The organism is Paenibacillus sp. FSL E2-0177 (assembly GCF_037992975.1).
GTDB classification, from domain to species: domain Bacteria; phylum Bacillota; class Bacilli; order Paenibacillales; family Paenibacillaceae; genus Paenibacillus_AQ; species Paenibacillus_AQ odorifer.
The window spans coordinates 6,897,649-6,917,806 of the sequence record NZ_CP150307.1; the positions used below are offsets into that span (position 1 = coordinate 6,897,649).

Annotated in this window: 19 protein-coding genes and 1 tRNA gene; 1 reads left to right on the top strand and 19 read right to left on the bottom strand. The window is 44.2% G+C overall.

All coding sequences use genetic code 11. The features are described 5' to 3' along the window. Positions 1-8: 8 nt before the first annotated feature. The 16 genes from MHI25_RS30705 to rpsF all read right to left on the bottom strand — a co-directional run bounded on the left by MHI25_RS30705 (position 9) and on the right by rpsF (position 17,981). On the bottom strand, positions 9-1,556 hold the full coding sequence (locus tag MHI25_RS30705) for a M23 family metallopeptidase (RefSeq protein WP_076191477.1): 1,548 nt from the start codon (positions 1,554-1,556) through the stop codon (positions 9-11). Between the two features lie 316 nt (positions 1,557-1,872). After that, positions 1,873-2,517, bottom strand: coding sequence for a hypothetical protein (locus tag MHI25_RS30710; RefSeq protein WP_339189048.1), 645 nt, complete (start codon positions 2,515-2,517; stop codon positions 1,873-1,875). Between the two features lie 190 nt (positions 2,518-2,707). Further along, positions 2,708-3,994 carry an adenylosuccinate synthase gene (locus MHI25_RS30715; RefSeq protein WP_076105178.1) on the bottom strand — a complete coding sequence of 429 codons (1,287 nt, stop codon included), beginning with the start codon at positions 3,992-3,994 and terminating at the stop codon, positions 2,708-2,710. Between the two features lie 211 nt (positions 3,995-4,205). Continuing rightward, positions 4,206-5,567, bottom strand: a complete 1,362-nt coding sequence (dnaB, locus tag MHI25_RS30720) for a replicative DNA helicase (protein ID WP_036677807.1) — start codon at positions 5,565-5,567, stop codon at positions 4,206-4,208. Between the two features lies 1 nt (position 5,568). After that, positions 5,569-6,015 carry a 50S ribosomal protein L9 gene (gene rplI / locus MHI25_RS30725; protein WP_036677804.1) on the bottom strand — a complete coding sequence of 149 codons (447 nt, stop codon included), beginning with the start codon at positions 6,013-6,015 and terminating at the stop codon, positions 5,569-5,571. Beyond that, positions 6,012-8,018 (bottom strand): DHH family phosphoesterase, encoded by a 2,007-nt coding sequence (locus MHI25_RS30730; protein WP_076124313.1) that lies wholly within the window; start codon positions 8,016-8,018, stop codon positions 6,012-6,014. Before MHI25_RS30730 ends, rplI begins: the two co-directional genes overlap by 4 nt. Positions 8,019-8,029: 11 nt before the next feature. Further along, complete coding sequence (locus tag MHI25_RS30735) at positions 8,030-8,947, bottom strand: DUF2232 domain-containing protein (protein WP_076124314.1); 918 nt, start codon at positions 8,945-8,947, stop codon at positions 8,030-8,032. A gap of 6 nt (positions 8,948-8,953) precedes the next feature. Then, positions 8,954-9,256, bottom strand: coding sequence for a MazG-like family protein (locus MHI25_RS30740; RefSeq protein ID WP_170914153.1), 303 nt, complete (start codon positions 9,254-9,256; stop codon positions 8,954-8,956). Between the two features lie 223 nt (positions 9,257-9,479). Next, positions 9,480-9,905 carry a CBS domain-containing protein gene (locus MHI25_RS30745; protein ID WP_036677795.1) on the bottom strand — a complete coding sequence of 142 codons (426 nt, stop codon included), beginning with the start codon at positions 9,903-9,905 and terminating at the stop codon, positions 9,480-9,482. 194 nt (positions 9,906-10,099) lie between these two features. Then, positions 10,100-11,125, bottom strand: a complete 1,026-nt coding sequence (locus MHI25_RS30750) for an LCP family protein (RefSeq protein ID WP_076099795.1) — start codon at positions 11,123-11,125, stop codon at positions 10,100-10,102. Positions 11,126-11,447: 322 nt separating this feature from the next. After that, positions 11,448-12,392, bottom strand: coding sequence for a D-alanyl-D-alanine carboxypeptidase family protein (locus tag MHI25_RS30755; RefSeq protein WP_312147237.1), 945 nt, complete (start codon positions 12,390-12,392; stop codon positions 11,448-11,450). Between the two features lie 84 nt (positions 12,393-12,476). After that, on the bottom strand, positions 12,477-14,195 hold the full coding sequence (gene opp4A / locus MHI25_RS30760) for an oligopeptide ABC transporter substrate-binding protein (protein ID WP_076278205.1): 1,719 nt from the start codon (positions 14,193-14,195) through the stop codon (positions 12,477-12,479). 192 nt (positions 14,196-14,387) lie between these two features. Beyond that, a complete protein-coding gene (locus MHI25_RS30765; RefSeq protein WP_340394783.1) occupies positions 14,388-16,337 on the bottom strand; it encodes a DNA mismatch repair protein MutS in 1,950 nt (649 codons plus the stop codon). A gap of 510 nt (positions 16,338-16,847) precedes the next feature. Then, positions 16,848-17,120, bottom strand: coding sequence for a 30S ribosomal protein S18 (rpsR, locus tag MHI25_RS30770; protein ID WP_036651767.1), 273 nt, complete (start codon positions 17,118-17,120; stop codon positions 16,848-16,850). Positions 17,121-17,141: 21 nt separating this feature from the next. Next, entirely contained in the window at positions 17,142-17,648 is a 507-nt protein-coding gene (gene ssb / locus MHI25_RS30775; RefSeq protein WP_036677780.1) for a single-stranded DNA-binding protein, read from the bottom strand. A gap of 48 nt (positions 17,649-17,696) precedes the next feature. After that, entirely contained in the window at positions 17,697-17,981 is a 285-nt protein-coding gene (rpsF, locus tag MHI25_RS30780; protein ID WP_036677776.1) for a 30S ribosomal protein S6, read from the bottom strand. Positions 17,982-18,198: 217 nt separating this feature from the next. Between rpsF and MHI25_RS30785 the strand changes: the two genes are divergently transcribed. Next, positions 18,199-18,396 carry a YjzC family protein gene (locus MHI25_RS30785; RefSeq protein ID WP_036677774.1) on the top strand — a complete coding sequence of 66 codons (198 nt, stop codon included), beginning with the start codon at positions 18,199-18,201 and terminating at the stop codon, positions 18,394-18,396. Positions 18,397-18,763: 367 nt separating this feature from the next. Here MHI25_RS30785 and MHI25_RS30790 read toward each other — a convergent pair. The 3 genes from MHI25_RS30790 to MHI25_RS30800 form a co-directional block, all read right to left on the bottom strand. Continuing rightward, positions 18,764-18,854: transfer RNA gene (locus MHI25_RS30790), tRNA-Ser, on the bottom strand. Positions 18,855-18,897: 43 nt separating this feature from the next. Next, positions 18,898-19,110: a DUF951 domain-containing protein gene (locus tag MHI25_RS30795; protein ID WP_036677772.1), complete on the bottom strand. Its 213-nt coding sequence runs from the start codon at positions 19,108-19,110 to the stop codon at positions 18,898-18,900. Next, positions 19,110-20,150 carry a mechanosensitive ion channel family protein gene (locus MHI25_RS30800; protein WP_340394784.1) on the bottom strand — a complete coding sequence of 347 codons (1,041 nt, stop codon included), beginning with the start codon at positions 20,148-20,150 and terminating at the stop codon, positions 19,110-19,112. The genes MHI25_RS30795 and MHI25_RS30800 overlap by 1 nt, the downstream gene beginning before the upstream one ends. Positions 20,151-20,158: the final 8 nt, after the last annotated feature.

A 20,158-nucleotide genomic window follows, 5' to 3' on the forward strand; every position in this document is an offset into this window, starting at 1 on the left:
AGTATGAATTATTGCAAATACTTCATTGGATTTACAGCAGTGCCATTCTTCCGAATCTCAAAATGCAGATGTGTACCCGTCGAACGTCCGGTGCTGCCCATTACGCCAATCTTGCCACCCTGCTCCAAACGTTGGCCTGTAGAAACCGAGATACTTTTTAAATGACCATAATAGGTTTGATATCCGTTGCGATGGTCCACAATAACTACATTCCCGTATCCACTCTGCACCCCTGCAAAGATTACGGTCCCGGCATCAGAAGCTTTTATATTCCGATTGCTAGATACCATATCAATACCCTTATGGGCACGGCTCCAACGCTCACCGAAGCTACTTGTCAGGGTTGCGCCGCTTACCGGCCAACTGAACATGCCTGTTCCTTCACCAACAACCTTCGTTCCCCGATAAACAACTTCTGGCAGCGAGGCTTTTATAACGGTCTGGCCTAACCATTCTTCTTGGACAACCGTACCATTTTCCTTCGTTACCCGATACTCCATTTCCTTAAGTCCAGTTTGCCCTGGGCGAACCACTTTACTTTTGCCTGCCGCTAGCTGATCGCTCGAACGCACAACCACTTCCGGCTCAGTCACTATCTGCTCAGTCACTTTTTCCACAGTTACTACTGTAACATCTGGTTGGGGTACCTTCAGCTTCAGTGTATCTCCAATCTTCAACGTCAGCTCTTTCACGTTAGGATTGTTACTATAAATCTCTTTTTGGGTGATTTCAAACCGTTTGGCAATCCCCGAAATCGTATCGCCCTCTTGAACGGTATAAAGAAGAGGCGCCTCTTTGCCTTCGGTAAGTGTCTGGACCGCCGCTTCCACATCCAACACTTTATTAGGATCTGCTTTGATAGGAACGATAGAAATATCCTCGCTAATCTCTACCGACTCTACTTGCTCTGGAGCCTTCGCTTTTGCAGCAGATGAGCTGGAAGCAGCCGTTCTTGTTAGCTTACTAGCCGTCGTTGCTACTTCTGCTTGTGGGACATAATGATTTTTTACCCCTTCGAGCACAGCATTAGCAGTTTCCTGATCCTTAACTATGCCAACGGCCTTGCCATCTACCATCAATTGCACGCCTACCGCATAAGCTTTCAGCATTCCATCTAGTTTAGTAAGTGTCGCCTCACTATCAACTTCTGGCTTGTATGCCTTCTGCTCTTCTATTGTTATGCCCTCTGTTTGCAGCACCATGGTTGAATTCGGATATTTCTCCTGATATTCTCGTTGTTTCTTATCGTATAGCTGGTTAAGCTGCGTCTGATCGGTAAGTCTTCCGACTTCTTCACCCTTCACCAACACTTGATAATAGGTAACCGTGTTAGCGGCTACATACTTTTTCTCTGCTCCAACCAACACCGTAGCTAGAAGCACAAGGCCGACAGATCCCAAAATCCAAGCACGCCGAAATCTGCGAGTACCTTTCTCTTGTTGAAAGTGTTTGGAGTCGTGATCGAAATTGTGGCTCTGTTGAACATTCGCCTCGGATGCTGCTGGATGTCCATCCTGCAGCTTGCTCATCCGACGCATGAACTTAAATCCCTTCATGAAACTCTCCCTTTCAGTCCGCTTTTACTTCCGACAAAAGCGGCCAAGCTAATTGTACGACCTCGATTATATAGATTACGTCCATGTAAATTTCTACGTATACTAGTGCTTAATTCCTGCTTCTAATGAACCTATAAAAAGGTTGTTAAGGAGGTTACAAAAATTTAACCTCTTGAGGTCCTTGTTTACTGTACCATAGCTTAGAGAAAAATTTCAACTTTAGACATGACAAAAAACCCGCCAAATACGCGGGTTTTTTGCGCAAATATGAAATTTTAACCTTTTTCTTGTGTCTATAAAGTGACAATTATAAAAGCTATTGCGTAGATTCTGTAGTTGGTGTAAGCATTTTCATTATGCTCTCATATTCGTCTGCATCAACATATTTTGCAATTACCTGTTGCAGCTCTTTAACCTCATCTTCTGTTAATCCATCCTCCATCGCTGTTGAAATTTTTGCCATCTCATCCTGGGGTAGTTTGGACATCAAAATATTGAATATATTTACCTTCTCTTCCGATGGAAGATTATCTTTGAAGTCACTGAGTGCCTCAGGTGTCATTACTAATTGTTGGTCACCAACACTTCCACTTCCGTTATCAGTTGAACTTTCGGTTGTAACTTGCCCCATAACTGGTAAGGCATCAGTCGGAGTATTATCATCTACGGGCTCGCCCTTGCCTTTAGCTGGCGAATCCGTGCTTTTGTCGGTCTCCTTGCTAACTGTACTCCCTGTGGTTACTTCTTTATTGGCTGTATCCGAGTCAGATTTGTTATCCATGCCAATGATGCTCCGAATCATTCCTCCAAATCCCGGACCGGGAGTATTCACTTTAATATCGAAGCTAGCCAGTACCGACTGAATATAAGCATTTACAACCACGCCCGTTGTTAGAATTGAAAGAGTGCTGGCAAGTACCACAATCAGACATACGCTAAGTGCTCGCTTCACGATCTTCATCTTCATTTCTCCTCTCACCTATGTTCAAGTCTATCTGGTAGATCATGTACATGTTCTTCTATACATCCAGTATTGACTAGAACCGGCCTTGGGAAACGTCTAGGTATAAATCTAGGCCCCAAAAGAGAGAGAGATAGTCCTCAGAACAAAAAAAAGAGCCTCTAACGAGGCTCCTTAGTATAACTAGGTTTTAGATATAAATTGGCAATACTTGATTCGTCTGCTCACGGTTACGACCCACTGAGAAGATAGCAATCGGAATACCTGTAAGCTCAGATACACGTTCAACATATCTGCGTGTATTTGCTGGAAGATCATCCAACGTTTTTGCAGAAGTAATATCTTCGCTCCAGCCTGGAAGCTCCTCATATACCGCTTCACATTCTGCCAGCATTTTGAGGCTAGCAGGGTAATGAGTAATTACCTCACCACGGTATTTGTAGCCTGTGCAGATCTTCACAGTCTCAAGTCCGCTAAGTACATCCAGCGAGTTAAGAGATAGCCCTGTGATTCCACTTACACGACGAGCGTGACTCACAACTACACTGTCGAACCAGCCTACACGGCGTGCACGTCCGGTAACTGTGCCATATTCATGACCTGTTTCACGGATATAATCACCTGTTGCATCATTCAGCTCTGTAGGGAACGGGCCATCTCCAACACGAGTGGTATAGGCTTTTGCAACCCCAATAACCTGTTTGATTTTGGACGGTCCCACACCAGAACCTATGCACACCCCACCGGCAGATGGGTTGGATGAAGTAACAAACGGATACGTGCCTTGATCGATATCAAGCATTACTCCTTGCGCACCTTCAAACAACACTTTGCGATCCGCATCAATGGCATCATTAAGAATAACAGAGGTGTCTGTTACATAATTACGCAGCACTTCTGCATATTCCAGGTATTGAGTCAGAATCTCTTCTACGTTAAGAGCTTCGGCACCATAGACCTGCGTAATCACTTGGTTCTTCTCTTGCATCAAGGGGCGGAGTCTCAGTTCGAATTCCTCAGCGTCCATCAAGTCAGCAATACGGATACCGTTGCGTGCTGCCTTATCCATATAACAAGGACCGATACCTTTACGTGTAGTACCAATCTTGTTCGGACCCTTACGGTCTTCTTCGAGAGCATCCAGCACCATATGGTATGGCATAATGACATGAGCACGATCACTGATCACTAAGTTCTTAGTATCAAAACCGTTCTCATGAATATAATTAATTTCTTGGATCAAGGCAGCCGGATTAATAACCATTCCGTTACCAATTACACAAGTTTTCTCTTTATAAAATACACCCGAAGGGATCAAGCTGAGCTTAAACTTCTCACCGTCAATCAGAATCGTGTGACCGGCATTATTGCCCCCTTGATAACGGGCGACCACATCTGCACTTTCCGCTAGAAAGTCAGTGATTTTCCCTTTACCTTCGTCTCCCCATTGTGTTCCCACGACGACTACCGTTGACATGTTCATTCCTCCGTAGGTGCTACTTAGCACCATTATTTTTCATAATATGGACCCTATACGTCATTCTTATGTACGTGGCCCTCCGGACGCCAAGCAGATTTAACCCGCTAAAGGACAATTCTCAGTGTAACAGCGGTTTTTTTCAAAGTCAAATAAAACGAACGATTACACAAAGAAATGTGCAATCGTTCGGGAATTATACATGTCAGGTTTAACCAGCAAATGGTTCCGCATGTGCTCGCTCGTAGTTAACGAACTTGTTGAAATTTTTAAGAAAGACCAGTTCTACCGTGCCTACGGGACCATTACGCTGTTTAGCTATAATGATCTCAATAATATTCTTCTTCTCCGTATCCGCATTGTAATAATCATCACGATACAGAAACGCAACAATATCGGCATCCTGCTCGATAGAACCCGATTCACGCAAGTCACTCATCATTGGACGTTTATCCTGGCGCTGCTCTACACCCCGGCTTAACTGCGACAGGGCAATAACCGGCACATCTAGCTCACGAGCAATCTGCTTCAGTGTACGAGATATATCCGATACTTCTTGCTGACGGTTCTCTCCGCCTTTACCGCGGCCCTGAATGAGCTGCAAGTAGTCGATGACGATCATGCCAAGTCCTTTTTCCTTCTTCAGTCTCCGGCACTTTGCACGAATATCGGTTACCGTGATACCTGGTGTATCGTCGATATAAATCTCCGCTTCAGATAGAGACTGAATACCCATCGTCAGCTTGGACCAATCATCATCACTCTTGAAGTCACCGGTACGCATAATATTGGCATCTAAGTTGGCTTCAGCACAAATCATCCGCTGTACCAGCTGTGGCGCTGACATTTCCAGACTGAATATCGCAACAGTTTCTTTAGCGCGTACTGCCACGTTCTGTGCAATATTCAGGGCGAATGCAGTCTTACCAACAGATGGACGAGCCGCAACAATGATCAGATCGTTACGTTGGAATCCGTTAGTCATATGATCTAAATCCACAAATCCGGTTGGGATACCTGAGGTACCCCCCTTATTTTGATGAAGCAACTCAACCTTGTCGAACACTTCCATCAAGACATCGCGGATCGCAATAAATCCACTGCCGCTCCGCCGGTTGGAGATTTCAAGAATGCGCCGCTCTGCATCACTCAGCATATCGGCTACATCTTCACCGCCAGTATAACCTTCGCTCACAATTTGCGTGGCTGTGCGAATCAAACGGCGCAGCATGGCTTTCTCTTCGATAATCTGGGCGTAGTATTCTACGTTAGCAGCAGTAGGCACGGCATGCGCCAGCTTAGCTAAGTAGCTAACCCCACCAATATCTTCAAGCTCTCCTTTGTCCTGCAGTCTGGACGTAAGTGTAACAAGATCAATCGGCTGGCTCTCTTCTCCGAGCTGCACCATCGCCTCAAAAATCATTTGATGCGCTTTATCGTAGAAGTCTTCGGTATTCACCCGTTCCATTGCAGTAATGAGCGCTTCATCCTGCAACAGAACCGCACCAATTACCGCCTGCTCGGCTTCAAGATTCTGCGGGGGAACCCGATCGAAAAAGAGATCTCCACCCATGTTACTCCTCCGTTACCTCAACCTTAAGTGTGGCCTTTACTTCAGTATGCAATTTTACGCTTACTTGAAATACTCCTATATGGCGAATTGGCTCACCTAATTCAATCTTGCGCTTATCAATAGTAATTCCTTTGGTGGAAGCCAGTGTCTCAGCAATCTGTTTGCTTGTAATAGCACCGAATAAACGTCCGCCTTCACCTGATTTTGCTTTCATTGTCAGTGTTAGCTCGTCAAGCTTCTTACCCAATTGCTGTGCTTCTTCTTTTTCGTTATCTTTACGGCGTTGTTCAGCAGCCGCTTGATTCTCCAGCGTCTTCACGTTACCTTCCGTTGCCGGACGAACCAATCCACGTGGCAATAAGAAGTTAGAAGCATAACCTTCGGATACCTCTTTAACCTGACCTTTTTTACCTTGACCCTTAACATCTTTTATGAATATGACCTTCATTCGAATAACCCCTCTTTCGATTCGATTTCAGCCAGCACCTGCAGTAATCTGGCTTCTGCTTCTTTACATGTTCCTTCAAGCTGTACCGCGGCATTGGACAGATGCCCTCCGCCGCCTAATTTCTCCATCACGACCTGTACATTCATACGTCCTAGTGATCGGGCACTAATGCCAATCAGGCCGTCAGGCCGCTCGCTGATGACGAATGAAGCGACTACGTTGGTCATCCCAAGCAGCGTGTCCGCAGTCTGAGCAATAAGAAGCTGCGGAATTTTCATGCCTGGTGCCGTAACTACAAGCGCGATTTGGTCATACACCATCCGCGCATGTTTGATAATTTCGGCTTTGGAAATATACTCCTGTAAATCCTCCTTGAGCATGCGCTGAATAAGTACGGTATCGGCACCATTCCGGCGCAGGAAGCCTGCGGCCTCAAAGGTACGCGACCCCGTATGAAGCGCAAAATGCTTCGTATCCACCGTGATCCCCGCTAACAACATTGTAGCATCCAGCGGACTGATCTTTACCTTCTCATGAATATACTGAAGCAGCTCTGTCACCAGCTCACAAGTCGATGAAGCGTATGGCTCCAAATACACCAATACAGCATCGTTAATGAACTCTTCACCTCTGCGGTGATGATCCACCACTACAATTCTGCTGGCATATTGCACTAGCCGCGGCTCCATCGTCATAGACGCCTTATGTGTATCCACAACAATAAGCAGGGTATGCTCTGTCATGATCTGTAGGGATTGCTCCGTTGTGATGAATGACTTATACAATTCATCATCCTTACGAATCTGCTCCATCATGTTAGTTATCGATGGATTAGGAGTCTCCATCACAATGCTAGCCTCTACATTATACATCTGCGCAGCCCTTAACAGGCCGATTGCAGCACCCACAGCGTCGATATCCGGTGTCCGATGACCGAGGATCAGCACACGATCGCTCTCCTGCATCAGATCCCGCAAAGCATGCGCAATGACCCGCGCCCGCACTCGGGTACGCTTCTCAGCAGCATTACTCTTGCCACCGTAGAAGGATAACCGTTGGCCTGCTTTTACAGCCGCCTGATCACCACCTCGGCCAAGCGCCATATCTAGACTGGATTGGGCCAATGCCCCTAATTCACTTGCAGAGTCTGCGCCAAAGGCCAGACCAATACTCAGTGTCATGGGTACCTTAAGATCAGCAGTCATTTCTCTGACTTCATCTAGAATCACGAAGCGGCTCTCTTCCAACGCTTGCAGGCTACGATGATTAAGCAGCATTAGATAACGTTCCGAGGACAACCGCCGCAGATAAACCTCAAACTGCTTACTCCATTCAGTGATTTCACTCGTCACCTTAGCAATCAGCGAGGTTCGCTGTTGATCATCCATCCCTTGAGCAGATTCATCCAGGTTATCCATCATCACTATGCCGATCGCCAGCTTCTCATCCTCATACCGCTCACGTAACACCACAAGCTCAGTGATATCATACAAGTAAAGAATACGCTCACTCGGAATAATGACAGCTTGATAAAATCGTTCATCCACGGTGATCTCAAGACGGGTGTCATGGAGCACACCTTCTTTGGCGACCTCCCGCTTACCCGCTGCAGCACCTGTGAAAAAAGACTGCATATCAGGCAATAATTCTTGCAGTGATTCCCCGACTAAAGACTTGCGTGCGAAAATATCGCCGGCATAGCGGTTATTCCATTCCACCGTTCGATCCTCGCTAAACAGAATGATTCCAAGCGGCAGCATGCTGACTGCTTCGCCCTCTACCCGCTTAATGCGGAAAGATAGCCCATTAATATATTCCACCAGATTACGGCGGAACGAGATCTCCGCTTTCAACATATAGAAGCATAAAGTACCTGACAGAAACAGGCCGGCGACCCCAAGCGCCCAGTTATAAACACTGACAATTATAATAAGGACCAACAGCAGCATGAACGCCCATACGGTATGATAGCCGTGCCAGCGTCTTTGCAGAAATTTAGGCATGAACTCTCACCCTATCGTTTCGATTTGGTCACATACTCCCGCAGTGGGAACGCAAGATCAATAATACCAATAATGCGCAGCGGCGGCAGTAAAATAACCGGTATCGCTAACAAAACGGCAGACATCTTGTTCCATTTGCGTTCATGCGCCAGGAAGAAGAAAAATCCGATGGCCTGAATCATAAAGCCAATTCGCAGCAGTGGCAGAAGATTGGCAGAAATCATGAGGATGAAATTGTTCTCCGACCCTGAGAAGAAGAGCTGTAGAACAACACCAATCAGATAGTACCAAATAAACGATCTCGAAAGTCTCCATTCACGTGCAGGCTTCATCTTAGGTACTGCATAATTCATACTGTTCAGAATCGGGCGGGCAATAGAATGCGTAATCACAGCAATCATGAAGGAGCTTACGATTAGAGTCATAGGGATCATTTGAACCGTCATATGACTTATCTTGTTTACATCCTCAGTTGAAAATCCAATATCAGTGAGCAGAGGATTGGTAGTTCCGAGCTCAGACAGAGGTGAATTAACCATTTGCAATACATCGTTCACATAGGTAGACAGGTCAAAATTAAATAATGCCGTACCCAGCAGCAAAAGCAGCAGGAACTGTGCAAGAATCGTAACCGTACCTGCGATCACGGTAGACATGGCCGGGGCATGTCTTTTATACCAGCGCCCCATAACCAGAGCCGGTATTAAGAAATACGCAGCTATCAACAGATAAATTGGTGTAATCAAGCCTACAATCAGCAACACCGGCAATACATGCAGCACAAATTGTCTCGTGTTCAGGGTAGTAAACAACACTACTGCCGGAACAATCATAAACAGGGTAGTGATGATGAGGAGTGGAGTCGTTAAACTAAGCAGCAAAAGTAAGTATGCTACGCTCCAAGCCACAGATGACCAGCGAAATTTCAACAGTATTCACCTCTTACGCATATGTTCTTCTAAAGCAGATATATCTTGGTACCAATCTTCCAGTTGATGCCCTTCCTGCTTGTGCTTTCTAAGCTTCTCCAGTAGCAAGTCATCTAAAGAACGATAAGGAATCCCTAGTCTGCGGCCCAAAATATAAGAGCTCATAATCAAGCTAGCCAGACTGTCACCGACACGGGTAGTACTGCCTTCCCATAACGCTTTAAATAACCTTGAAACTTGATCAATCACTTCGGTTTTCAGCCATTCAATTACCTTGGCGCGCTTGGCTACATCCAGATCCTTCGGCACATTGGACACGTCTCTCTACCTCCGGCAAAAAGCTTTATTCTCCATTATAGCATAAAAAATTCGGTGTCACACTGGACGCCCCGCGCCCCTTAAGTATGCTTCAATCCATGCTGACTATGCCTCTTTTGGGAGAGGAGCTTTCTTTAAAAAAGACCCGCATTCCGTTATCGCCGGAAATACAGGCCTTGTTCCGATAGCTTCTATAACCGCGAATACACTGGGACTATAATGATTCCTGTGATTGTCTTGTTACAAATTTCTCGCAATATTCTATGACTTGACTCCGGCGAACAATTCCAATAAACCGGTTCATATCATCGACCACAGGTACAAAGTTCTGCACCTTAGCCAAATTAATTAGATCTTCCATATCCGCATCAATTGAGACCGGCTTGTTATTCATACGTAATGGAACGTCCTTCAGCAAAAATTTTGAAGCGTTCTCAAACGAAACCTTACCCTCCGACTCTTTCATGTACCAGAGCAGATCACCTTCCGTTACCGTGCCGGCATACTCTCCATTACGGTTAAGAATCGGGACTGCTGTATAGCGGTGAAACTCCATCCTCTCAAGCGTTTGGCGCAGCGTAGAATCGAGCGTTACGCAGGCCACCTCCTGTTTCGGAAGTAAAAAAAATGCAATATTCATCTCTTGATCCTCCTCAAAGAGTTCCGAAGGAATTACGGTTCTTTAACTTCCTTTTACTGCCATGCCAATGTGATTATACGTAGCAGCTAAATAATAGTTCCAACTCATTATAACATGAAGACAGTAAGCAGCAGCCATGAGAATGTTTATGGCTGCTGCAATTTATTTATATGAGTTTAGCTTTCCAATTAGAATTACTGCGTAACTGCTGTTGCTTTGGGCTCGAGTGCATTACTTGCTTTTCCCGGCTCAATCAGTTGATCTACAGGTGTTCCTGCATTCATCCAATTATCAATCAGCGCCTTAGCTTCGCGCAAGTCCTCTTCATCAACGATATCATAATAAAGTCCGTCAATACGTTTTCCTTCGCCCATTACCGTAAAGCTTGAGATATCCATATCTTTGCCGCCCATAAATTTCTTGGCCAGACTAATAATCATTGAAGGCTCAATATCGGTCTTGAAATTATCGCCCATAATATCCAGCAGCTTAGGAATATTGCCGATTTGGCTGATCGATAACATTTTATTAGCTACGACATCAATAAAAACCTGTTGGCGTTTGGTCCGGTTAAAGTCACTATCTTCACGGTAGCGTGTATAGTTGAGTGCTTCTTGACCGTTATAATTCGACTTTCCACCCTCGATCGTAAACTTTTCATGGTCCTTACCCTTGTTTACAATGTCCTTCTTGATTGGCAGCGGAACGCCTCCAATAGCATCAACGGCATCCTTGAGCCCTTGAAAGTTAATGGTGGCATAATACTGAATATCATGCTCCAGCAGTGCTTCCAGAGTATCCTTAGCCATTTGCTGCCCACCAAAAGCATAAGCATGGGTAATCTTATCTTTTTTATTATCGTTATGCCCAATAATCTCGGTATACGTATCACGTGGAATAGAAATAAGCAGAATTTTGTAATCCTCAGGGCGAACAACAGCATACATCATAGTGTCTGAACGTGCGGTTTCATTGTCGCGTTGATCAGTCCCGAGCAGCATCAGCGAGAATGGATCGCTTTTGTATACAACCGGCTCTGGCTTAACCTTATTCTCATCCTTAAGTGGCTGGTAAGATTCTTCTTTCAGCTTGCTTTCTACCCGATCGGACAAAAAGAGATCAAAGGCTAATACGGCCAAAGAATTCCGAAAGAGAAAGCCTCCCGCTATAACAACGACGAGAACAATTAGCGCAATGTATCTTTTCTTTATTTTTTTCATCTTTGATTCCTTCTTTATTGTAGAATAATTACACATACCATATATTTACAATGCCTCCTGATCGTTCTCAGGCAGTCATGGTTTTATTTCTCTCGGCGGCGAATTTACTGTCCCTTATTCCATTATCTTATTGTCCCCCCTTTCAGGAAATTCGGGTCATTCTAAATTATAGAAAAAAGTTTTTTTGCGTTTCTAAAATAATATGGGATAAAACAATATTTCTATTGTAATCACTAAATGGATAAAAAGAAACAACAAATACCGACATGAATAGGGAAAAAGCACCATACCAAGTAATAATTACTGGTATGATGCTCCAAATTTAACTTCGAATTCCAAGGGCATGTATAATATGTTTTACCCGTTCTCCATAATGTAAACCGCGGAAAAACCCATAATCGAACAATTTAGCAGCACCCTCAAATCGGCTGCCATAGGTCTCTGCCCCCATAACGACCGCAATAAGCCGGTGCCCCTCTCGCTGGGCTGATCCCGCAATACAATATCCCGTCTGGCTATCATATCCAGTCTTCAACCCATCTGCTCCATCGTATGCGTAAGCGCCGCCCATACCTGGAAGCATAAGGTTGCTATTACTAACATATAACCCTTTATCCTTTAATTGCATCTGTGTACGACCGGAAATATTCAGTACATCAGGATGATTATGGATTAGCGCAGCTGCCAATTTGGCTGTATCCCTCGCTGTCATCAACGTCTGGCCACCGATATGCGTAGGCTGACGAATGATACCAAGATCCTTGCTCGACAATCCAGAGGCGTTGGTAAATACCGTATTAGGAGATAAACCTAAACTACGTGCTCTATCATTCATCATAAGTACAAAAGAATCCTCTGATCCTGCCATATATTCTGCCAATGCAACTGCAGCATCATTAGCAGAATAGATGGTGATGCCTTCGAATAGCTCCCTTACTGTATAGAAATCTCCTCGTTTTAATGAGAGACTCATACCTCCCATTTGACTGGCGTAAGCACTAATAGGGACTCTATCCTCCCACCTAAGGGTTCCAGAGGTTATGTGATCCAGCACAATCATTTCAGTCATTAATTTAGACACACTGGCCGGTGGCATAGGCACATCGCCGTTTATATTGACCCATATGTCTCCACTATCCATATCTAGCAGCACTGCTGAACCCGCGTCAATATCCGGTTTAAAGCCCAGCTCGATAGGCCTCCACACCGTAATTAAGACAACGACTATCAAAGCTGCACCAGCCCATATCAATATCCGTCTCTTCATCGTTGTCATCCTCCATAATATATATGACGAATGAAACAGCAATTTGATTTCACTTTTTGCGTAATTTTTTTTATTTTTTTTAATTTAGTCCTTTATCCACCATTTATTAGGCTCAATTATGGAGCCCAAAGAATCAACACGCACACCTTGTAGACGTTTATTAACAGCAGTAATGCTTTCTCTTTCCGCAAAAAAGATCATTGGAACCTCTTCATTCACTAGCTTCTGCCATTCATAATAGATTTGTTGTCGATAATCTCTATCATATGCCTTCATACTTGTGCCATCGCGAATCAATTCTTCATTCCGCTCCGAGGACCAACGTGGGTAGTTCCACAAATCATTCTCCCTCCAGAGACCTGAAGGATCAGGATCATTAGCTAATCCCCATACCCCGTTAAACAACTCAATGGACGGATCATCAGCCTCTACTGCTTCATAGAAGGTATTGAGCTCTTTTAACGCCCCACCATTAAGCTGCACATCGAGTCCCACATTTCGCCAATCCTCCAGAATAGCAGCAGTTCGTAACTCCGCTGAATGACTGCCTAGCATAGAATCATAATGAATAACTAACTTTTCTCCTTTTTGATCCTCACGCAGCCCATCTCCATCAACATCTACAAAACCAGCCTCATCAAGCAGCTGCTTCGCTTTTTCCGGATCATAGGGATACGTATTAATCTGACTGTCAGGGATCTTCGCCCAGCTTGCACTGGAAACCGGAGTTTCTATAGGCTTGCCTAACCCATGAGAAAATGATTGAATGATCCCCTCCCGATCAAGTGCATAATACATCGCCTGACGTAATCTTTTATCCGCAAATTTAGGGTTATCCATTACGATTTTTTCAGCTTCACTATCCCAATACCCAAATTTAAACCCTATATACTCATAAGCAAGCTCATTTGATTGTAAAATATTAATATTATCGAGTTCGCTCAGCTTTTCATAAGTATCTCGTGGGGCATTCTCTATATCAATTACGCCTTGTTCAAACAGGCTGATGATTTCCTTGTCATCAAATACCTTATACAACACACCATCCAATAAAGCCTTACCTTTATAGTATTGATCAAAGCGCTTCATCTCGACCCGCTGGCCAGGTTCAATAAGGCTCACCTCAAAGGGGCCAATCCCAATCGGATTTTTTCGCATCTGATCACTCTCAGGCATATCCTTAACAGCGACTCCAGTATAATATTTTTTATTCATCGGATACGGCCATAGATTATCAATCGTATTAACGCGGGCAGCTGTCATTGTTATTTTCAAAGTATAAGGATCTATAACCTTAAGGCCTGTTATATTCTTCGCCTCACCCTTATGATAGGCTTCTGCACCTTGAATCATTTCCACACTATAATAACGCGATCCGGTGTATTCTGGACTAGCAATAGTCTCCATCGCAAATTTCCAGTCCTCTACGGTCAGTTCATCTCCATTATGCCAACGGATTCCCGGTTTAATTTTAAAGGTAAATATTCTATGATCCTCGGACTCCTGCCAAGTGGCGATATTAGGAACCGTTGATAAATCATCATCTATCGTAAACATGGCCTCAGTAATAAACTCCAGCACATGAAAGTCATCTTCACCTTCATAAAAAGCAGGCTCAAAGAAGCCCATAAACGGCGATGAGTATCCATAAGTAACTACTCCGCCAGTCTGTGGCTTTTCGACCACCTCATTGTGATGTAAAGATAATGAATTACTGCTGGTACCTGCTCTGCTGCATGCTGACAATACAGTAGTCATCACGAGCATTGTTAACAAGAACCCGCATATCTTCTTATTCTTCATGTGTTCCTTCCCTTCTCTAGTTGAACGTATATCTACATATAAGCTATGGAATAAATATTTACTGTAACAAAGTTTTAGAATGGTTACAATAACTTCTAAGCTTTAGGCCTATACTCCTGCTTGAATTTACGCATATTTCATAGTATTTATAAAAAAGAGGGACCTACCTCATAGGCAGATCCTTTTATTACATTATTCTTCATCCTTATGCGTAATTCTCAAGCCTTCGACATGCTTACGCTGCATCAATTTCCGCTTTTTACGGGTATCCTTGCTCTCAAAAATTATATCAAAGTCATATTCCTCAGGATACAGCTCATCTTTGGATAGATATGGTTTTAAACGTTTATGATTAATCCGCATTTTTTGCTTCTGGATCATCACTCCGACCATTCCTAAGTGATCTCTTTTCTCATAAACAATGCCTATCCGCCCTAGTGAAGTTACAAGAACAGCATCACCAATTTCATATTGGGTCTGCTTCTCCTTATCGCTCAGTGATTCCGCAGACTTTTCTTCTTTTTCAAAATCCTCTATAACAGGTGCAGTCTTCCCTTTCTCCCCCTCTTTGCTAAAAAGACTTGCCCATGCCGACCCATCACCTTTCTGTAGCCTTTGCTGCTGCGCCTCAACGATCTCCCACGAACGCTTGATAACGTTATCCTGGATACCCAGCTTTTTGGCAATTTGCAGAGCGTAACTCTCCCCCGCTTCTCCGATAGTCAGACGATACAACGGCTGCAGCGTTTCTTTGTCGAATTCCATTCTTGCATTTTGAAAACCGGCTGTCGCAGCGGCAAAGGCTTTTAGCTCATTAAAATGGGTTGTGACGATAATATTGGCCCCTTTACGGCTCAGCTCTTCCAGAATGGCGATTGAGAGGGCGATTCCTTCACCAGGGTCTGTACCTGCCGCCAGCTCGTCAATGAGCAGCAGCACCCCTTTAGAGGCATCTCTCAGCATTCCCTCAATACACTTCATTTGTGCCGAAAATGTACTGAGTGATTGGGCCAAACTTTGTCCGTCTCCGATTACACTGATCACATCCGTAAAGACCGTAAACTCACTCCCCTCCTCGACCGGAATCAACAACCCGGATTGAGCCATGAGGGTCAGCAGCCCGAGGGTCTTGAGCACCACCGTTTTCCCGCCTGTATTTGGACCTGTAATGATTAGGGATTTATATCCCTTCCCTATCTCCAGGCTAATTGGAATCATGCCCTGCAGCATGGGATGTCTGCCTCCGTTCATCCTTAGAAAACCCCTATCATTTAGAGTAACCTCAGATGCTCCCAGCGTTCTTGCATATTTTGCTTTGGCAAAAATAAAATCATAGGTGCCTGTAACCTCGATATTTAGGCGCAGTGCAGTTTGTTCCTGTTCTACCATGCTGGTCAGCATACTGAGGATCACAGCTTCTTCACGCGCCTCTTCTCCTAATAACAAATCCAGCTCAATCTGCATGGAGGCGATCTCATCTGGTTCGATGAACACCGTCTGTCCACTTGTGGATTGATCAAGTACCGATCCCTTTATTTGCTTATGATACTCCCGCTTTACGGGGATAACGTAACGTCCACCACGCTGACTATAAATATTCTCTTGCAAAATCGATTGATGGCGCGACATGATCCCGTCAATTTTTTTATGAAGACGTTCTTTAGCTACGCCAATCCGTTTACGAACCCGCTCTAACCCCTTACTAGCTCCATCATCAATCGCCCCAAAGCGAATACAACGATCAATTGCTTCCCGCACATGATTTAATTCCAGCAGCGAGGAAGCATAAGCAGCAATCCGGGGAGCACTTTGCTCTTTAGAAGCCATATATTTGCGCAATTGACTACAGCTCTTTAGAAATGTAGCCACTGCAGTGAAGTCTTGCTCACTGTACAAATATCCAGTCCCCATTAGTGACATGATCCACTCAATCCCCTCCAATGAAGGAATCGGTATACTGGACCCCCGCTCGAGCAGCTCTTTAGCTTCAGACGTTTCCTCCATCGCTCTTTGAATCGAAGGCAAATAGGTCATAGGCATAAGCTCTTCTACAGTTTTCTTTCCTACATAAGATACCGCATGACGGCTAAGCTCGGTTTTAATAATTTCGTATTCCAACGTGTTTAGACTTTGTAAATTCACAGCAAATCCTCCTTATTGATCTAACTTTTTTTGGAACTAAATCTCCCTAACGCAAAAAGGACAAAGAATGCCACTATGGCAGTCCTTGCCCTTCTTTTTATGCTATTGTTCTCTGGCGTCTTAAGGTCCCCATAAAAGCCAGGGTGGCCGAAAAACAAAAAAACCGTGCTCTAAGAGCACGGTTAATTACAAAGAGAACAACAGCCGTAAAGAGGCCATATGACGCTTCGTGTGTTCTTAACTAAATCATCCACCGTTAGGAACAACAGACCTCTGCGCGAAACGAACTCAAATAGAGCACGTAAACGCCAAAAGACGAGCCTGCTAAAGCCTTCCTAATCCAGTGTTATGAAATTGCTAGTTAAGAACGGTCACCAACATCAATATTTCCCCTTTTGTTATAGGATAGCTGTAATTTAACACATTCCAGATGGAACGTCAACGTAATCCACACGCTGGTTTTTCACAACAAAAAAGCAGCCGGTTTCCCGACTGCTTCTATAAAACGTCCTATTCCGTTGTGTAAGGAAGCAACGCGATTTGACGCGAGCGTTTTACAGCAATGGTAAGAGCGCGTTGGTATTTTGCACTTGTACCCGTTACACGACGTGGCAAAATCTTTCCACGTTCGCTGATGAACTTCTTAAGAAGTTCAGTATCTTTATAATCAATGTGAGTAATCTTGTTCACAGTGAAAAAGCAAACTTTTTTACGCTTGTTGCGTCCACCACGACGTGCTGGTCTTTTGTCGTTGTCAGCGCCTTCTCTTGGTTTAAAAGCCATATTCTTTTCAGTCCTTCCTAATTAAAATGGCAAATCATCATCCGATATATCAATCGGTTTACCATCGCCCGAAAAAGGATCTTGAGTATTGTTGTTACGCGAGAAATTATTGTTGTTATTTCCGCGTCCAGCGTTACCACCGCCACCATATGCTGGCTCTTCAGGCATACTACTTGCACCACTTGAAGTATTTCCACCTTCACGGCTTTGTGAAGATTCCAGGAAACGAACATTATCAGCAATAACTTCAGTTACGTATACACGTTTACCTTCGTTATTCTCATAGTTCCGCACTTGGATGCGTCCTTCCACTGCTGTCAGACGACCTTTGCGCAAATAATTGGCACAGGTTTCTGCTAGCTGTCTCCAGGTAACAACCGGGATGAAGTCTGCCTCACGTTCACCGTTCTGGCCCGTAAAGTTACGATCTACGGCAAGCGTAAATTGAGTTACGGCAACACCAGCGGGAGTATAACGAAGTTCCGGGTCACGGGTCAACCGTCCGATCAAAATGATACGGTTCAACAATTCTGGTCCCCTCCTTTAGAGCGATTCATTACAAAGCTTGTCAAGATCTTAAGCAACGTCGTTCGTAATGAGATAACGAATAACTTCGTCAGAAATCTTCATAAGACGTTCTAATTCAGTAACTACTGCAGGTTCTGCATTGAAGTTAACCAAAACATAAACGCCATCACGGAATTTCTTGATCTCATACGCAAGACGGCGTTTACCTTGCACTTCGTGCTTTGTAATTTCCCCGCCATTGGAGATGATGCCTTGGAATTTATCGACTGCTGCTTGAACAGCTTCTTGTTCAATGTCAGGACGAATAATGTACATCACTTCATATTTGCGCATAATTTTCACCTCCTTATGGTCTGAGGCCCCTAATCACGTCAGGAGCAAGGAACGAGCACAAACATAGACTCGCACCTGATTAATATACCAAAACGAGCAGCAGAGTGCAAGCAATATTAATACCGGACATCCTTCCACCCTCTTTTTACATGAAAAAAACCCTACCTGCGCACAATAATCAGTGAATTCATCTGCACTTAAGGAAGGAGCGATAATGATGGGCGAAAAGACAGAATATGAAAAAGGCGACAAGGCCCCCAATCCAGGCATGTATACAGAGGTAGGTGAAGCGCGAAGCTTCCATACCGAAATTCAGAATCCACAGCATATTAAAATGGAAAAAGGGGACACCTTCCCCGAGACCAGTAACAAAAATCGGAAGTGGAAAAAGGTTGAAAAAGCACGTGTACATTAAATAAAAATAAATGTGTATAAAAAAAATGACATTACACATACTATACTCAGGCAGTACAAAAGAGAGGTGTGGTTCCGTTGGCCGTCGTAGACGAACACAATCACAGGATATCTGATTCAGCATCTATTGTTAGCTGGGAATAGTAGTGGGTTATTGTCTAAAAAGCAGTAACCTCAGCAACGCCTAAATCACTTTAGTCGCTATATACAGAGAAATTCCAACATCATTGATGTACTGCCTCTTGAAGAAGGACCCGAAAGGGCCCTTCTTTTTGCATGTTATGATCTTTTGCAAACAGCTCAGTGGACACAAAAAAACCTCCGTTACTGGAACGAAGGATTCATTAAAATGTTATATTATGCTGAAGTGGCGGAGAGGGTGGGATTCGAACCCACGCACGCTGTGACACGCCTAACTGATTTCGAGTCAGCCCCCTTGGGCCTCTTGGGTACCTCTCCGCAGCAAAAATAATTGTATCATGCAGACATGCCATTTGCAAGTTTAATTATTGTCTGTATTTCCCTCTGCAGAACGCAGTACCTTCTTCATATTCTTCTCGAATTTCGCCCGAGGAATCAGAACACTATGCTGACATCCTGTACACTTAATGCGGATATCCATCCCCATACGAATGATCTCCATCTCATTAGAACCGCAAGGGTGCTGTTTCTTCATCTGTACAATATCTCCAAGCTGAAAAACTTTACGTTCCACTACCCTTCCCCCTTTTTCCCCTCTTGTGTAGCTGCGATTTGGCGTCTTGATCCAGTGTCAGGCGTATCCGATACTTCCTGCTCATTTTCTGCTTTTGCCAGTTCAATTTCAGCCTTTGCTTCTTCTTCTGCCTTCAAACGCGCTTCCTCTTCGGCTTGAGCAGCTTGGGTCTGCTCTAGACTGCTTAGTTTCTCTAGTGCCTGCTTAATATCATTCTGAATCTGTCTCTCCGCAACCTCTTTTGCATTAGGTAAACAGCTAGCCGCTATACGAATTACATATTCCGAAGTACTCATGGACTGTATACCGAGCACATTAGGATAAGCAAGAACATTAGAGTTACGCTCTTCTATTCCTTTTAGCGCTTCTCCAATCAAACCTAGCGTGGCCTCCAAGCTCCGCTCCATTTTTACAGGAACATCAACTACAGCCAATGCATTCGAGAGAGAATAATTGGTCACGTTCGTGATTAATCCATTCGGGATAATAAATACTTCTCCAGTTGTGCTTAACAGTCTGGTTGTTCGCAGTCCGATTAATTCTACCGTTCCTTTATAGGTCCCCGTTTGAATTACATCACCCACTGCAAATTGATCCTCTAAAATAATAAAGAAACCTGTAATAACATCCTTCACCAAACTTTGCGCCCCAAAACCCACTGCTAAACCAAGCACACCCGCTCCAGCCAACAATGGTGCCAAATCGAAGTGGAACTCAGAAAGCACGAGCATGATCATCACAAAATTACAGATAACTGTCACTACATTTTTCATCAATTCCCCAACCGTAGTAAACCTTCGTGTGTTGGACAGAAGTCTGCCACCGGTTTTACGCTCAAGCGAACGATCAATAATATTAGAAACAATTTTAATAATAACCCGGGTTAAGAGAAAAATAACAAGAATCCGTAGACCCGCAAATAATACATCCGCCCACATATCAGCATCGGTAAACCAATTCCACACCTTATCTTTAAAGCGAATGGCATCTTTTAATGTATCCGCACCGGGTGTATCAGCCTCCAGTATCCACATATTCATCGCATGTA

What these genes read in the sequence shown, in the direction of transcription:
- rplI (WP_036677804.1), bottom strand. Translation starts at nt 6,015, where the DNA reads ATGAAGGTCATATTCATAAAAGATGTTAAGGGTCAAGGTAAAAAAGGT.
- opp4A (WP_076278205.1), bottom strand. Translation starts at nt 14,195, where the DNA reads ATGAAGAATAAGAAGATATGCGGGTTCTTGTTAACAATGCTCGTGATG.
- MHI25_RS30745 (WP_036677795.1), bottom strand. Translation starts at nt 9,905, where the DNA reads ATGAATATTGCATTTTTTTTACTTCCGAAACAGGAGGTGGCCTGCGTA.
- rpsF (WP_036677776.1), bottom strand. Translation starts at nt 17,981, where the DNA reads ATGCGCAAATATGAAGTGATGTACATTATTCGTCCTGACATTGAACAA.
- MHI25_RS30705 (WP_076191477.1), bottom strand. Translation starts at nt 1,556, where the DNA reads ATGAAGGGATTTAAGTTCATGCGTCGGATGAGCAAGCTGCAGGATGGA.
- MHI25_RS30715 (WP_076105178.1), bottom strand. Translation starts at nt 3,994, where the DNA reads ATGTCAACGGTAGTCGTCGTGGGAACACAATGGGGAGACGAAGGTAAA.
- MHI25_RS30730 (WP_076124313.1), bottom strand. Translation starts at nt 8,018, where the DNA reads ATGCCTAAATTTCTGCAAAGACGCTGGCACGGCTATCATACCGTATGG.
- MHI25_RS30755 (WP_312147237.1), bottom strand. Translation starts at nt 12,392, where the DNA reads ATGAAGAGACGGATATTGATATGGGCTGGTGCAGCTTTGATAGTCGTT.
- dnaB (WP_036677807.1), bottom strand. Translation starts at nt 5,567, where the DNA reads ATGGGTGGAGATCTCTTTTTCGATCGGGTTCCCCCGCAGAATCTTGAA.
- rpsR (WP_036651767.1), bottom strand. Translation starts at nt 17,120, where the DNA reads ATGGCTTTTAAACCAAGAGAAGGCGCTGACAACGACAAAAGACCAGCA.
- MHI25_RS30750 (WP_076099795.1), bottom strand. Translation starts at nt 11,125, where the DNA reads ATGAAAAAAATAAAGAAAAGATACATTGCGCTAATTGTTCTCGTCGTT.
- MHI25_RS30710 (WP_339189048.1), bottom strand. Translation starts at nt 2,517, where the DNA reads ATGAAGATCGTGAAGCGAGCACTTAGCGTATGTCTGATTGTGGTACTT.
- MHI25_RS30785 (WP_036677774.1), top strand. Translation starts at nt 18,199, where the DNA reads ATGGGCGAAAAGACAGAATATGAAAAAGGCGACAAGGCCCCCAATCCA.
- MHI25_RS30800 (WP_340394784.1), bottom strand. Translation starts at nt 20,150, where the DNA reads ATGAATATGTGGATACTGGAGGCTGATACACCCGGTGCGGATACATTA.